The sequence below is a fragment of the Leucobacter insecticola genome, from assembly GCF_011382965.1.
Lineage (GTDB): Bacteria > Actinomycetota > Actinomycetes > Actinomycetales > Microbacteriaceae > Leucobacter > Leucobacter insecticola.
Genome location: NZ_CP049934.1, coordinates 153,201 through 168,297, shown reverse-complemented (window position 1 = coordinate 168,297; position 15,097 = coordinate 153,201). Strand labels below are relative to the sequence as shown.

Annotated in this window: 10 protein-coding genes and 2 pseudogenes; 11 read left to right on the top strand and 1 reads right to left on the bottom strand. The window is 65.0% G+C overall.

Annotation, left to right across the window (positions count from 1 at the left end; all coding sequences use genetic code 11):
- Positions 1-62 precede the first annotated feature (62 nt).
- Positions 63-1,259: a calcium:cation antiporter gene (locus G7067_RS00775; protein WP_166321327.1), complete on the bottom strand. Its 1,197-nt coding sequence runs from the start codon at positions 1,257-1,259 to the stop codon at positions 63-65.
- A gap of 123 nt (positions 1,260-1,382) precedes the next feature.
- On the opposite strand from G7067_RS00775, the pseudogene G7067_RS00770 reads away from it, so the two are divergent.
- From G7067_RS00770 to G7067_RS00720, 11 genes and pseudogenes are all read left to right on the top strand, one after another.
- A pseudogene (locus G7067_RS00770) lies at positions 1,383-2,923 on the top strand (phytoene desaturase family protein).
- A 10-nt stretch (positions 2,924-2,933) separates the two neighbouring features.
- Positions 2,934-5,060, top strand: coding sequence for a phosphate acetyltransferase (gene pta / locus G7067_RS00765; RefSeq protein WP_166321326.1), 2,127 nt, complete (start codon positions 2,934-2,936; stop codon positions 5,058-5,060).
- Entirely contained in the window at positions 5,057-6,244 is a 1,188-nt protein-coding gene (locus tag G7067_RS00760) for an acetate/propionate family kinase (RefSeq protein ID WP_166321325.1), read from the top strand. Before pta ends, G7067_RS00760 begins: the two co-directional genes overlap by 4 nt.
- 144 nt (positions 6,245-6,388) lie before the next feature.
- Positions 6,389-9,001, top strand: coding sequence for a DNA polymerase III subunit gamma and tau (locus tag G7067_RS00755; protein ID WP_166321324.1), 2,613 nt, complete (start codon positions 6,389-6,391; stop codon positions 8,999-9,001).
- Between the two features lie 3 nt (positions 9,002-9,004).
- Positions 9,005-9,601, top strand: a complete 597-nt coding sequence (recR, locus tag G7067_RS00750; protein ID WP_166321322.1) for a recombination mediator RecR — start codon at positions 9,005-9,007, stop codon at positions 9,599-9,601.
- Positions 9,602-9,764: 163 nt separating this feature from the next.
- The gene (locus G7067_RS00745) at positions 9,765-9,998 is read left to right on the top strand and encodes a type II toxin-antitoxin system ParD family antitoxin (RefSeq protein ID WP_166321320.1); all 234 of its coding nucleotides are present in this window, start codon (positions 9,765-9,767) and stop codon (positions 9,996-9,998) included.
- A complete protein-coding gene (locus G7067_RS00740; RefSeq protein ID WP_166321318.1) occupies positions 9,995-10,285 on the top strand; it encodes a type II toxin-antitoxin system RelE/ParE family toxin in 291 nt (96 codons plus the stop codon). Before G7067_RS00745 ends, G7067_RS00740 begins: the two co-directional genes overlap by 4 nt.
- A 157-nt stretch (positions 10,286-10,442) precedes the next feature.
- Positions 10,443-11,719: pseudogene (locus G7067_RS00735) on the top strand (aspartate kinase).
- Between the two features lie 12 nt (positions 11,720-11,731).
- Positions 11,732-12,784, top strand: a complete 1,053-nt coding sequence (locus G7067_RS00730; protein ID WP_166321315.1) for an aspartate-semialdehyde dehydrogenase — start codon at positions 11,732-11,734, stop codon at positions 12,782-12,784.
- A gap of 423 nt (positions 12,785-13,207) precedes the next feature.
- Complete coding sequence (locus G7067_RS00725; protein WP_166321313.1) at positions 13,208-14,071, top strand: hypothetical protein; 864 nt, start codon at positions 13,208-13,210, stop codon at positions 14,069-14,071.
- A gap of 101 nt (positions 14,072-14,172) precedes the next feature.
- On the top strand, positions 14,173-15,096 hold the full coding sequence (locus G7067_RS00720) for a DUF7927 domain-containing protein (protein ID WP_166321311.1): 924 nt from the start codon (positions 14,173-14,175) through the stop codon (positions 15,094-15,096).
- Position 15,097 lies beyond the last annotated feature (1 nt).

Here is a 15,097-nt window from a genome sequence, read left to right as displayed (position 1 = left end):
TGTGCGCAATTCGTTCTTATCCGGGCGCATAAGAACAACCTGCGCACACGCCACAGCGCAAGTTACACGCCAAAGAGCGTCAGGGTGTAGAGCACGAAGATCGCCAGGTGTGCGGCACCGTGCAGGGCCGTGGTGCGCTTGCGCGCGAACGTCACGATCGACAGCAGCAGCGTCGCCCCCAGCAGCACAAGGTTGCTTGGAGACTCCGCGAGCGTCACGGTCTGCCCCGTAAGGATCCCGATCGTGAGCACCGCCGGGATCGTCAGCCCCACCGTCGACACGAGCGCGCCGTGGCAGAGGTTGTTCACCCGCTGCGCCTCACCCGCCGCCGCCGCGCGAATGGTGGTGATGGTCTCCGGGAGGAACACGATCATGGCGATCAGCAGCCCCGAAAGCGCGATGGGGGCACCTAAGCGGTCTAGCCCGGTATCGAGCAGCTCGGCCATGTCGTGGGACAGCAGCACGATCGGGATCACCGTCGCGATCAACAGCAGTGTGCGGGCGATGAGCTCGTTTCGGTGCATGCCGAGCATCGCGAGAACGGAGGTCCCGGATCCTGACCCGGCGGGGGCGTCGGATCCCGCCGACACCTCCTGAAAGTCGGCCTTCTGCGCCCCCATCTGCCGCACCAGGAAGAATGCGTAACACGCCACCGTGAGCGCCGCGATCGGGATCGCCTGAGCCGGCGTGTATGCTCCATCCGCGCCAATGAGCCCCGGCAGCGCAAACGCGAGGGCCGTGAGTCCGAGCAGTATTGCGAGGTAGATCAAGGTCCCCCTGCGATTGTGGCGCAGGCCACGCTTGCCGTCGCCCTGATCCCGCGCGCGCCGGAGTCCGCCAACAATCAGCGCGACCCCGATGACGAGGTTGAGGATGATCATCGACACGGCCATCACGGAGTCACGAGCGATAGTGGGATGCTCGCCGGGTGACAGCATCACAGCCGAGATCAGGATCACCTCAATCGAGACGATCGAGAGGGTCAACACGAGAGTGCCGTAGGGGTCTCCGAGACGGTGCGCAAGATGCTCCGCCTCAATCACCACGCCAAATGCGCAGACAAGGATCACGCCGACGATGGCGGTAAGGAGCCCGGCGAGCGCGGCCCCGGGGAGCGCGGACGGAGGGGTGTTCTGCAACACCAGGAGGGTGCCGAATGCTCCCCAGCCAAGAAGCAGGCGCAGGATCGCGCCGGGAGTCAAGATCGCGCGGAGTGGGGTGTGAGATCGCGGCGGCGTAGGGGATTCAGGGGCAATCATGGATCGAACCGTATCTGCCGGGCCGTCCCCGCACTGTGCTTCTCGCAAGCTGGCCGTCCGGCTTGCACCTTCCTCAGAGATTCTAGCGAGCGGCACTGTGCGGCGCCTGACTAGTCTTGACGTGTGACCAGATCCCGAAGCGCCGCCGTGATTGGCGCCGGCCCCAACGGGCTCGCCGCCGCTGTGACTCTCGCGCGAGCCGGGGTTCCTGTCACGGTGTATGAGGCAGCCGAGACGATCGGCGGCGGCACGCGCACGGCCGAGATCGTCGAGGCCGGGGTGCTGCACGACGTCTGCTCGGCGATCCACCCGATGGCGCTCGCCACCGAGTTCTTTCGGCAGTTCGAGATCACGCGGCGCATGGAGTTCGTCATCCCCGACGCCTCCTACGCGAATCCCCTCGCCCGAGTCCGGGCGGCGCAAACCCGCAGGCAGCGCTCGCCTACCGCGATCTTGAACGCACCTCCCACGAGCTTGGGCGCGACGGCAAAGCATACGCCCGCTTCTACCGTCCGTTACTCAATCGCCTGGAAGGGGTCGTAGGATTCACCCACGGCGGCGGCATGCTGCGGGTACCCGGAGATCCTGTCGCGGCGGTCCTCGCCGCCCTGCGCATCGCGGAACAGGGCACCCCGCTCTGGAACCTCCGCTTCCGTGATGAGGCTGCGCCCGCGCTCATCACCGGGGCAGCTGCCCACAGCCCCGGCATCATGCCGAATCTCGCCACCGCGGGGTGGGCACTGTGCTCGGCGCGCTCGGGCACGCGGCGGGCTGGCCGGTGCCGGTGGGCGGATCCCGAGCCATCACCGATGCGCTCGCCGCAGACCTCCTCGTGCACGGCGGCAGGATCGAGACCGGCCGCGCAATTACCGACATGCGTGATCTCGGCGAGAACACCGTCACCCTGTTCGACACCTCCGCGCGCGGCCTGCTGCAGATCGCAGGATCCCGTCTCCCTGCGAAGTACCGCCGCGCACTCTCCAAGTTTCGCTACGGCAGCGGGCCACGAAGGTCGACTTCGTGCTCGACGGGCCGATTCCGTGGGCGGATCCGCGGGTCGCGCAGGCCCCGACAGTGCACCTCGGGGGGAACCGCGCGGAGACGGCCGCGGCAGAGCGCGCGGTGGCCCGGGGCGAGCACCCGGAGCGACCCTACGTGCTGCTCGCCCAGCCGGGGAGTGGGATCCCGCGCGCAATCCAGCGGACGTGAACGCGGTGTGGAGCTACACGCACGTGCCGAACGGCTCGAATCTGGACGTTTCCGCGCAGGTGATCGCGCAGATCGAACGGTTTGCACCGGGGTTTCGGGATCGGATCCGGGCGCTTCACGTCACGACGGCGGCAGATTATGCCGGCTACAACCGCAATTACCACGGCGGTGACTTCAGTGCCGGTGCGGTGTCGCTGCGGCAACTGCTCGCGCGGCCCGTGTTCGCGCGCGATCCCTGGCGCACACCGGCTCGGGGGATCTATTTGTGCTCCTCGTCAACCGCGCCCGGGCCGGGAGTCCACGGGCTTTCGGGGTGGTACGCTGCCCGTTCAGCGCTCCGGCACGAGTACGGTCTCCCCGCCCGGACCTGTCGCTCCGCTGACGCTGCGTTGATCCCGTTCGCGCTCGCCGCATATTCTTCTGCGACGACGGGGTGCGTCGACACGCGGCACTAGACTGGAAGTCGTGGCAGCAAGCATCTACTTGACCTCTGCCGAGGGACGTACCGGGAAGAGCGCCGTGGCGCTCGGGGTCCTCGACGCACTCCTTCCAGACGCACCGCGGGTGGGGGTGTTTCGACCGCTTATTCGCGCCGGTGCTGAACGTGACCGGGTGCTCGAATTGCTCCTCGCACGGGCAACCGCCGAGGTGCCATATGAGGCCTGCATCGGTGTCACCTACGAAGAGGCCAACACCGATCCCGATGCGGCGATGGTCAAGATTGTGGCCGCCTATCAGTCTCTGAAGGCGCACTGTGACGCCGTGGTGGTGGTCGGTTCAGACTTCACCGACGTTGCCGTGCCCACCGAGCTCTCGTTCAACGCGCGGGTCGCCGCGAACCTCGATGTCCCGGTGATGCTCGTGCTGAGCGGCCGCGAGAGCGATGGTCTGGAGCAGCTCGGCCAGATCCCGGCCCGCACCCCCGAAGACATCGCGCAGCTCGCCGAGATCGGCCTGCACGAGCTTGAGAAGGGCCACGCCACCGTGCTCGCCGCGCTGGTCAACCGGGCGGATCCCGAGCGCCTTGAGCAGATTCAGGATCGCGTCACCCGCTGCCTCCCCGACGGTGTACCCGTCTGGACGGTGCCGGAGCAAGTGCTGCTGGTCGCGCCCCCGGTGTCGGCCGTGCTCGATGCGGTCGAGGGTGAACTGGTGCGCGGAAGTGCCGAGTTGCTGGCGCGCGAGGTGCGCGAGATCGTCGTCGCCGGTATGGCGATGGAGCATGTGCTGCCGCGCCTGCTCGAGGGCTCCGTGGTTGTGATCGCGGCGGATCGCTCGGAGACACTGCTCGCGGTGTCGATGGCGCACGAAGCCCCGACCTTTCCGACGATCGCCGCCGTGGTGCTCAACGGTGATTTCGAGTTGCCGCCCGACGTGGAGAGACTGCTCGACGGCATCGATTCGACGCTGCCGGTGATCCGCACGAGCTTCGCCACCTTCGAGACCGGGCGTCGCATTATGCAGTCGCGCGGCCTCATCACCGAGGAATCTCCGGCCAAACTCGACGTCGCTTTGTCACTCTTCGAACGTCACGTGGATGCCGCCGTGCTCCGCGAGCGGCTGCGGCTGCACCGCGGCGGGATCCGCACCCCGGTGATGTTCGCCTACGAGCTATTCCAGCGGGCGGCCGATGCCGACGCGCACATCGTGCTTCCCGAGGGCGGTGATGACCGGATCCTGCGGGCCGCGAGTACGCTCCTTGCCCGGGGGGTAGCCAGGCTCACGATCCTGGGCGACGAATCGGCCGTGCGGAAGCGGGCGGGCGAGCTCGGGCTGTCGATTATTGATGCTGAGGTGCTGGATCCGCGCCTGTCGCCGCTGCGCGAGGAGTTCGCGGCGGAGTATGCTCGGCAGCGCGCGCACAAGGGCGTCACGCTGGAGCGTGCGCTCGAGGTGATGCAGGACGGCAGTTACTTCGGGACGATGATGGTCCACCTCGGCTACGCCGACGGGATGGTGTCGGGTGCGGCGAACACGACCGCGCACACCATTCGCCCGAGCCTCGAATTTATCAAGACCAAGCCGGGCGTTTCTGTCGTGTCGAGCGTGTTCTTTATGGCTCTTGCGGATCGCGTGCTGGTCTACGGTGACTGCGCGGTGAACCCCGATCCGACGGCGGCACAGCTGGCCGACATCGCGATTTCCTCGGCCGAGACCGCGGCGCAGTTTGGGGTGGAGCCGCGGATCGCGATGCTGTCGTATTCGACCGGCGAATCCGGATCCGGCACCGACGTAGACAAGGTGCGTGAGGCGACGGCGCTGGCCCGGGCCGCGCGCCCCGACCTCCTGATCGAGGGGCCACTGCAGTACGATGCGGCGAGCGATCCGCGGACGGGCGCCTCGAAGCTGCCGGGATCCGAGGTCGCGGGGCGGGCCACCGTGTTCATCTTCCCCGACCTGAATACGGGCAATAACACCTACAAGGCGGTGCAGCGGTCGTCCGGCGCGGTGGCGGTGGGACCGGTGTTGCAGGGCCTCAACAAGCCTGTCAACGATCTGTCTCGCGGTGCGACCGTCGAGGACATCCTGAACACGGTCGCGATCACCGCGGTTCAGGCGGGCGCGATGAAAGCTGCGGAGGAAGCGCTATGACGTCGGTGCTAGTGATCAACAGCGGATCCTCTTCGGTGAAGTATCAGCTGGTTGATGCCGATACCGGCGAGCGGTACGCATCGGGACTGGTCGAGCGGATCGGCGACGCGCTCGGGCGGATCCAGCACCGCTCGGGCGATACGCTTGACGAGCGGGAGCTTGCCGTGCCGGATCACGCCGCCGGGTTCGCGGCGATGCTCGACGCCTTTGCGCGCGCGGGAGCCACCGTCTCTGAACTCGGGATCTCCGCCGTTGGGCACCGGGTTGTGCAGGGCGGCAGCGAGTTTGTTGCGCCCACACTGATCACCGACCAGGTTGCGGAGAGGATCCTCGCCCTGGGTGCACTCGCCCCGCTGCACAACCCCGCGCACTACCAAGCGATCGTTGCGGCACGACAGGCCTTCCCCGATGTGCCTCACGTTGCGGTGTTCGATACGGCGTTCCACCAGACGGTCCCCGCCGCGGCACACACCTATGCGATCGATGCCGAGGTTGCGGCCGAGCACGGGATTCGCCGCTACGGGTTCCACGGAATCTCGCACCTCGTCGTGTCGCGGCGAGCAGCGGCGTATGTGGGGCGTCCGGTGGCTGAGCTCAAGCAGATCGTGATGCACCTCGGGAATGGCGCGTCGGCGTGCGCGATCGATGGCGGGCGATCCATCGATACCTCGATGGGGCTGACCCCCCTCGAAGGCCTCGTGATGGGGACGCGCAGCGGCGACATCGATCCCGGCCTGATGCTGCACCTTCTGCGTGCCGGATACGACGCCGCGCAACTCGATAACCTCCTCAATAAGCGATCCGGGCTGATGGGTCTTGCGGGTTCGAATGATTTCCGTGATCTCTTGGCCGCGGCCGACAGCGGTGATGCAGCGGCGCAGCTCGCCTTCGACGTGTACGTGCACGCGATCAGGCGCTATCTCGGGGCGTATCTTGTGGCGCTTGGCGGGGCCGACACGATCGTGTTTACCGCGGGTGTCGGCGAGAACTCGGCTGAGGTTCGTGCGGCTGCCTGCGCGGGGCTTGAGTGGTGCGGCGTGCGGATCGATCCCGATCGAAATGCTGCCGCGTCGCGCGAGGCGCGGCGGATCAGCACTGATGACTCCAAGATTGCGGTGTTGGTGGTGCCCACGGACGAGGAAGCGGAGATCGCGCGTCAGGCGTGGCAGCTCGTTTCTGGGTGAGCGCCCACCCTAGCTGCGAGTGACCACCATCCCTGCGCGTTGGTATGGTGGTCACTCGCAGGATTGGGTAGACCTCACCGTTTCTTAGCGGTGAGTTCGGGATCGCCTGCCTCGAATGTCGGTGCCCCCGGGTAGCATTGGAACGTGGTTGCCGCACTGTATCGCCGTTATCGGCCAGAAACCTTTGCCGAGATGATCGGCCAGTCTCAAGTGACCGATCCTTTGATGACTGCGCTCCGCACGGGGCGCATCGGTCACGCGTATCTGTTTAGCGGCCCGCGTGGCTGCGGCAAGACGACCTCTGCCAGGATCCTGGCCCGCTGCCTGAACTGTGCTGAGGGGCCAACGGACACCCCCTGCGGGACCTGCCCGAGCTGTGTCGAGCTTTCACGCGACGGCGGTGGCTCGCTCGATGTCGTCGAAATCGACGCTGCCAGCCACGGTGGTGTCGACGACGCGCGTGATCTGCGTGAGCGCGCAGTGTTCGCGCCGGCGCGAGACCGCTTCAAGATCTTCATCATCGACGAGGCCCACATGGTGACGGCGGGCGGCTTCAACGCGCTGCTCAAGATCGTCGAGGAGCCCCCGCCGCACGTGAAGTTTGTCTTCGCGACCACCGAACCGGAAAAGGTGATCGGTACCATCCGATCCCGCACCCACCACTATCCCTTCAGGCTGATCGCGCCCGGCGCACTTATTGACTACATTCAGTCGCTGTGCGACAGCGAGGGCGTGCAGGTCGAGCCTGGCGTACTCCCGCTGGTTGTGCGGGCGGGCGGCGGATCCGCGCGGGACACGCTCTCAATCTTGGATCAGCTCATTGCCGGTACCGACGGCAACACCGTGTCGGCCGAACGGGCCGCAGGGCTCCTCGGTTTCACCCACACGGAGCTGCTCGATGACGTCGTGGTGGCGTTTGGTGCCCGCGACGCGTCGGCAGCGTTCACCGCGACGGATCGCGTGGTGCAAACCGGGCAGGATCCGCGCCGCTTTGTCGAAGACTTGCTTGAGCGTCTGCGCGACCTCATTGTGGTCAGCGCGACGACCGTTGACGGCGCTGCGGCCGTGTTTCGTGGGGTGCCGCAGGATCAACTCACGCGCATGTTTGACCAGGCGCAGTCGTTTGCGCGCGGCGAGCTGTCGCGTATCGCCGACACCGTGAGTGCTGCGCTCGACAAGATGGCGGGAGCCACAGCGCCCAAGCTGCAATTGGAACTGATGATCGCGCGCGTGATGGTCGCGATTGAGCAGCACGCTGGCGCGCAGGCCACTGCGGTTCCTGCGGTTCCTGCTGGGAGAGTACCGGCCGCGGCGCCCGTGGCGACTGCACAGGCCGCACCGGCTGCGGTTCAGGGAGGCCCTGTTCCGGCGTCGGGACCCGCGCCAGTTGCCCCGAATGGCGAGGGTTCTGCGCCCGCTGCGCCCGCGTCTGCGCCGGTCGCCGCTCCGAATCCGAGGCCGGCGGCCCCCAACGCCGCCGAGACCGCAGCATCGATCCGGCAGTTTCTGCGTGAGGGTGATGCCGCGGGTAACTCAACTCCGCACCCGAATGAGGGGGCAGCTGGCTTTGGCCGTCCGATCTCTGATGTGCTGAGCCCCACTCAGATCGAGAGCATCGGAAGCGAGCATACCGCGAAAGCTGCTCCGGCACCGGCTCCGGCAACTACTCCTGCTGCGCCGCAGGCCGCACCAGTGCCGAGCGGGTCAGCACCCGCAGTATCCGCAGCAAGCTCAGCTGCTCCGGCCGCAGGTGCGCAGCTTGCACCCGATGACACAGCGGATGCTCCAGGGTTTGCCGATCTGATGGAGCTGTGGCCCGACTTCCTTGAGGAGATCCTCGAGCGTGACCGCGAGGCATGGAACGCGGTTCGCGCGGTCACCCCGCTCAATTTTGAGGGCGATGTGCTGTCCATTGGCATGGCTTCGCAGTCTGATCTTGCGGCGTTCAAAGCGGTGGGAGCAGGACCGCTTCGTGAGACGATTTTGTCTGCCGTCGGGGTCAGCGTGAAGTACTTGCCGAAGCGCCTCCCCGAGGGGCACACTGCGGGGCAGGGCGGTTCGCCGGAGACCACAGGGGCGCCGGCTGACGCAGAGGAGCCTCATCGAGCGGGGCCTCCTGCTCCCGATGATCTCGAACAGCGCGCGGCCGCAAGGTTGAGTGCGCTTGGTCCCGCACTTGCAGCTCCAGCATGGGCGGATCCGCCCGTGGCCGGGGAACTGAAGACTGTCGGAACTGAATCTGAAAACGAAGTCGCGTCGCGTGTGCCCGGCCCTGAGACTGCCGCGTCTGAGGAAACTGTGTCTGAGGCATCCGTGCCTTCGTCTCCTGACCCCGAGACCTCTGCGCCCGCGGTCCCACAAGGCAGCCCGGAGCAGAGTGATGATGTCGAGCCGAGCCTGGGGGATGCAGATCCCTACCCAGACGGTGACCCCTACCCGGACGGAGACCCCTACGCGGGGGGCGAGAGCGATTCCGCCCCGGAGCACATCGAAGGAGCTCCGGCTCCGGCTGTGCCTGCTGCGTCCGCGCCCGGGCCTGCTGATCCTGATCCTGCACCTGCTGAATCTGCACCTGCTGCGTCTGCATCTGCACCTCCTGCGTCTGCAGCTCCCGCACCCGTACCTCCTGCGCCCGCTGCTGAAGAAACTTCGCGCCCTGCTCCGTCTTTCACGAGATATGGCGAGGCCGTCGTCCGCGAAGTGCTGGGCGCGCGTTTTATCGAGGAGCGTCCACTTCCACCCCGGCTGGAGGCCTAGCCCATGTATGACGGCATTGTCCAAGACCTGATTGACGAGTTCGGCAGGCTGCCCGGGATCGGTCCAAAGTCCGCCCAGCGGATCGCCTTCCACATTTTGCAGACCCAGAACTTCGATGTGACCCGTCTAGCTGAACTGCTCACTGACGTCCGCGAGCGGGTGCGGTTTTGTGATGTCTGCGGCAACATCACAGAAGAGGAACGCTGCTCGATCTGCCGTGATCCTCGCCGAGATGAAACCCTGATTTGTGTCGTCGAAGAGCCCAAAGACGTTGTGGCGATTGAGCGCACGAGACAGTTCCGTGGCCTTTACCATGTGCTCGGCGGGGCGATCAGCCCGATCGACGGTATTGGACCCGATGATCTCAGCATCCCCAAACTGATGCAGCGTCTCGGATCGGGTGAGGTGAAAGAGGTGATCCTGGCCACGGACCCGAACCTTGAGGGTGAGGCGACTGCGGCCTATCTCTCACGTCTGCTTACGGCGATCGAGGTGCCGGTTTCCCGTCTTGCTTCGGGATTGCCCGTCGGCGGCGACCTCGAGTTTGCCGACGAGATCACCCTCGGTCGCGCGTTTGAGGGACGCCGCACCGTCGAGTAGCCGCGACCCACCCGGTCCTCGTGTCCGCAGGTCATGTGCCGATACAAGAGTGCAGCCAAATCGATAGTCTGAGGCGCGCCAACTATCGATTTTGTCACCGGTTTTGAGCCTCGCCTGCAGCGGCTGATCCCCCAATTTTACCAATTATTGGTACAATTCGTGTATGGCCACCAACACTTCGATCAGTCTCGACGAGCACTTCTCATCGTTCCTTGCCCGCGAGGTTTCGACCGGGCGGTACCGTTCTGCGAGTGAGGTCGTACGTGCGGGTCTGCGCTTGCTCGAGGACCAAGAGAATCAGATGGCCGCCCTGCGTGCCGCGCTCGTAGCCGGAGAAATGAGCGGCGAAGCTGAGCCTTTCGACTTTGACGCATTCGTCGCTGCGAAGAAGGCGTGAGCGGTTACCGGCTGACTCCGGCCGCACAACGGGACCTCTCCTCGATTTGGGACTACACCTTCGAGATCTGGAACGTGCAGCAAGCAGAGACCTACTTCCTTGACATCAAGGAGGCCATCGAGCGCGTCGCGCGCGACCCGGATCGTGGGCGAAGCTGTGACGATATTCGTGAGGGGTACCGACGCTATGCGGTAGGAAGCCATCTGATTTTCTATGTCTTGCAGGGGGATCGCATTGACGTGATGAGGATCCTGCATCAGCGCATGGATCCAACCCGGCATGTGTGAGTTCACCCCGCTTCAGGTGTCACGAATGTGTACGTAACTCTTGGGAAGTACACATTCGTGACACCTGAACGGGGAAGCAAGGGCTACGGACCCGCCGTCACACGCATATTCCGTCCGGTAGACTGGCGGCTGGCCAAGAATTCTAGGAGGAACCCGCGTGGCGTTGATCGTGCAGAAATTCGGGGGTTCGTCCGTTGCCGATGCGGAGAGCATCAAGCGTGTGGCGAAGCGGATCGTCGAGGCACGTCGCGCGGGTAACGATGTTGTGGTCGCGGTCAGTGCGATGGGTGACACCACCGACGAGCTGCTCGATCTTGCCGCGGCATGCACGCCGATTCCCGCCCCCGTGAGCTCGATATGCTGCTCACCGCGGGCGAGCGAATCTCGATGGCGCTGCTCGCGATGACCATCAAGGGCATGGGCGTTGAGGCGCTGTCGTTCACCGGCAGCCAAGCGGGCATGATCACGACCGCCGAGCACGGATCGGCGAAGATCGTCGACGTCACTCCGGGGCGTGTGCGCGAGGCGCTTGATCAGGGCGCGGTCGCGATTGTGGCTGGGTTCCAGGGGTTCAGCCGCGATTCCCGCGATATCACCACCCTCGGCCGCGGTGGATCCGACACCACCGCTGTTGCGCTCGCCGCCGCGCTCGGCGCGGATGTGTGCGAAATTTACACCGATGTTGACGGTGTGTATACGACGGATCCTCGTCTTGTTCCGCTCGCGCGCAAGATCGACTCGATCACCGCCGAAGAAATGCTTGAGCTTGCCGCTTCCGGCGCTAAGGTGCTCCACCTGCGTGCCGTCGAATACGCTCGCAGGCACGGAGTTGTGCTGCACGTCCGTTCCTCGTTTTCAAGCGAAGAGGGCACGATCGTCTATGACCCCGCAAAGGGGCATCCGAAGGGAGAACAGGTGGAAGAGCCGGTCATCACGGGTATCGCCGCGGAGAAGGACGAAGCAAAGATTACGGTTGGTGGCGTCCCAGACGTGCCCGGTAAGGCCGCACAGATCTTCGAGATCGTCGCGACCACCCACGCCAACATCGACATGATCGTGCAGAACGTCTCGGCGGCCGACACGAATCGCACCGACATTTCCTTCACCGTGCCCACCGGTGACGGCAAGCGTGTGATCGAAGCGCTCGAAGCTGAGCGTGACGCGCTTGGCTTTGAAAACCTGCAGTATGACGACCAGATCGCGAAGGTCGCCGTCGTCGGCGCTGGGATGCGAACGAGCACCGGCGTTTCGGCCAAGCTGTTCCGCACGCTCTACGAGGCCGACATCAACATTGAGATGATTTCGACCTCAGAGATCCGGATCTCTGTGGTCACTAGGGCCGATCTCATGGCGAAGGCGGTACGCGTTCTGCACACCGCGTTCGGTCTTGACGCCGACACCGAAGCAACCGTCTACGCCGGCACCGGCCGCTAAGGAGCAACACCCATGTCAGCAGGTCTTTCGATCGCCGTAGTTGGAGCAACCGGCCAGGTCGGCGCGGTGATTCGACGCCTTCTTGACGAGCGAGATTTTCCGGTCGGTTCGCTGCGTCTGTTTTCGAGTGCGCGCTCGGCGGGCAGCACGATTGAGTTCCGCGGGCAACAGATTGTTGTTGAAGATGTGGCGGTCGCAGATCCCGCAGGCATCGACATTGCCCTGTTTTCTGCAGGTGGCGCGGCTTCAAAGGCCTACGCTGAGAAGTTCGCCTCGGCTGGCGCGACCGTGATCGACAATTCGAGCGCCTGGCGTCTCGATCCCGAGGTCCCGCTCGTTGTCAGCGAGGTGAACCCGCACGCGATCGACGAGGCCGTGAAGGGCATCATCGCGAACCCGAACTGCACGACGATGGCGGCGATGCCGGTGATGAAAGCGCTCGACGCTGAGGCCGGGCTGGAACGTCTGATTGTGACGACCTTCCAGGCGGTTTCAGGATCGGGCCTCGTGGGTGCCACCGAGCTCTCCTCGCAGGCCGCCGCCGCGCTCGAAAGCGGCAACTTGGAGCGCCTCGTGCACGACGGCACCGCGGTTGATTTCCCGGCACCTCGGGTGTACACGAAGACGATCGCGTTTGACGTGCTGCCGCTTGCCGGATCCATCGTTGATGATGGCCAGGGGGAGACCGACGAGGAGAAGAAGCTCCGTAACGAGAGCCGCAAGATCCTTGAGCTGCCCGAGCTGCTGGTGTCCGGCACCTGCGTGCGCGTGCCGGTGTTCACCGGCCACTCGCTGTCCATCAACGCCGAGTTTGCGAGGCCCATCTCGGCCGATCGCGCCCGCGAGGTGCTTGCCGCGGCTCCCGGCGTGGAGCTGAGCGACGTGCCGACCCCGCTTGAGGCAGCGGGCAAGGATCCGAGCTTTGTGGGCCGTATCCGTGAGGATCAGTCCGCGCCCGCTGGCCGCGGACTTGCGCTGTTCATCTCGAACGACAACCTGCGCAAGGGTGCCGCGCTGAACGCCGTGCAGTTGGCGGAGCTTGTCGCGGCGCGCAAGCTCGGCTGAGCTCGCCCCATACACACATACACACAATCACGCCCCCCAATCACGCTCCGCCCCGCGCGTAACCACGGCCCCACTGTGTGCGCAAATCGCTCTTATGTGCCCGCTTAAGAACGATCTGCGCACACGCTGATCGTGGCTCGTGCCTTAGGGGCTTCGTGGCTCGTGCCTTAGGGGCTTCGGGCTTTCGGACGTTCCTGCGTTCGGGAGGTCGGGCGTCCTTGCTCCCGGGGGTCGGGGCGCGATTCTTCGATGCGCGGTGCAGCGGACCAATTTGCGGACCACTCCGTGCACCATTTTGGGGCTGCCCGGGTCTGTGAATTCCCCTCACTGAGTGGCGTGGCCGCACACTCAGAATGACACGGCGTACCGTGCAGTCAGACACCCTTTCCGGCTGCGGGCGCCGCAAGCAAGGGGGAGAAGACCATGACTCATGAAGCGCATCACAGCGTTGCCACGCCACGCATGTCCGGCCGTCTGCGCTCGGTGCTTGTGAAGGGTGCGCTCCTCGCACTCGCCATTTCTGTCGGGACGCTGCCGATGAGCAGCACCGCCTTTGCGGTCGCGGGCAACGATTCCGGCAGCGGTGAGGTCACCCCGGGCGTGAGGACGTACGGCGAACCCGAACTCGCCAACTGCGGCACCATCTACGGACTCAGGCTCGAACGCCCCCACAATGTTGAGCGGATCGACCCCGTGAGTGGGGATTCCACGGTCCTGTTCAGCATGGGGGATTCAGTGCGGCAGCTCAACGGCCTCGCTCTTGACCGCAACACCAAGACGTTTTGGGCGGTGCAGCAGAACGGCACGGGAAAACCAGGGACCACCACCACACCTTCCGTGTTCTCCTACGACACGAGGACGAATACGGAGAAATCGTACACGGGTGCGAAGCTTCTGACGCCCCAGCCTCGGGAGGGGATCGTTGCGGGTGCGTTCAACCCGAGCAGCAATATCTTCTACTACGGCCAACTCCACGACAACAGCTTCTACGTCTACGGTTTCGACGCCGAAGCTCAGCAAGCGATCCCGGGCATCGTCGCAATCATTGAGGTCGGTCAGTACACGAACGGTGACTTCGCGTTTGATAGCGCAGGCAGACTGTACATTGCCGCTGACGGCATGCTGCTCGTCACGCAGAGTGCCCTTCCGGCGACGGGGTCCGAGGATCCGCCGCGGATGGTCGCGCGGGGCATCGCGAAGCTCTCAGACTCCCCCTTGGCTCCGGCGCTTTCGGCAGTGACGGGACTCTCTATGTCGCCGACGCAAGAGGCACCGTGCTCACGGTAGATCCTTCTTCGGGAAAGACTCTGCACACGTCACAGCTGGAACCGAGCAGCAATTGGCTGTCTGACTTCGCGTCGTGTTCTGCTCCGCGGACGTTGACGCTCATGAAAGACCTTCCCGAGGGGCGCGCGAACCCTACAGACCAGTTTATGCTGACGATCGATGGCGGCGGTCTCGCGTCCGGCAATGTTGGCACCACGACCGGCAGAGAACCGGGGATGCAGGATCGTGACTTTAACGCCTACGCAGGGCCGGTCGCGGTGAAACCGGGCGAGACCTATACGCTCTCCGAACTCGGTGTTAATGGCGCGCAGGAAGAGGATTATGCCTCGCGTTGGTCCTGCAAGCAGGGGGAGGAGGAGATCGCGCACGGGCGAGGCGTAGAGGGCTCGGTGACGATCCCGGAGTCGCCGGCAAACGGCACCGATGTGGCGTGTACCTTCACTAACGCCATCGTGGGCGGGCTGAGTGCGAGCAAGAGCGCGGTCCCCGCCTCCGGCACTCCTGTGCAGGCGAACGACACGATCACCTACACGCTGCGCTTTGCAAACTCCGCCTCGACTCCTGCAACGGTCGACACGACGGATGACCTCAGCGACGTGCTGGGGAACGCGACGATGATTCAGGACCCGGTTTCCTCCTCCGGCACGCTCGCCGTGGTGAGAACGGGCAAGAAGCTCGCGATCACGGGCGCCCTTGCTGCGAAGTCAACGGCGACGGTGAGCTACACCGTGCGGGTGCACGAGAAGAGTGAGCGGGCGAGCAACACGGTCACGAACACCCTTCAGGGTTGCGCATCTCCAGAAGACTGCACTACGGAACACCCTGTCGCGGCGCTCGGTGTCGAGAAATCAGCCGAGGCAGAAATCGGTGTGGTGAACTACACGGTTACTGTCACGAACACGGGCGAGATCGCCTACACCGCGGACAAACCGGCCACGATGACGGACAACCTCGCGGGCCTAGTCAAAGTGGGCGCCGTGTACCGGGGGACGTGCGGTCAAGCTCGGGGACGGCGAGCGTGGTGAA

Excerpts from the sequence above, each read along its gene's own strand:
- G7067_RS00775 (WP_166321327.1), bottom strand. The coding sequence starts at position 1,259 with ATGATTGCCCCTGAATCCCCTACGCCGCCGCGATCTCACACCCCACTC.
- G7067_RS00730 (WP_166321315.1), top strand. The coding sequence starts at position 11,732 with ATGTCAGCAGGTCTTTCGATCGCCGTAGTTGGAGCAACCGGCCAGGTC.
- G7067_RS00725 (WP_166321313.1), top strand. The coding sequence starts at position 13,208 with ATGACTCATGAAGCGCATCACAGCGTTGCCACGCCACGCATGTCCGGC.
- G7067_RS00745 (WP_166321320.1), top strand. The coding sequence starts at position 9,765 with ATGGCCACCAACACTTCGATCAGTCTCGACGAGCACTTCTCATCGTTC.
- recR (WP_166321322.1), top strand. The coding sequence starts at position 9,005 with ATGTATGACGGCATTGTCCAAGACCTGATTGACGAGTTCGGCAGGCTG.
- G7067_RS00760 (WP_166321325.1), top strand. The coding sequence starts at position 5,057 with ATGACGTCGGTGCTAGTGATCAACAGCGGATCCTCTTCGGTGAAGTAT.
- G7067_RS00720 (WP_166321311.1), top strand. The coding sequence starts at position 14,173 with ATGAAAGACCTTCCCGAGGGGCGCGCGAACCCTACAGACCAGTTTATG.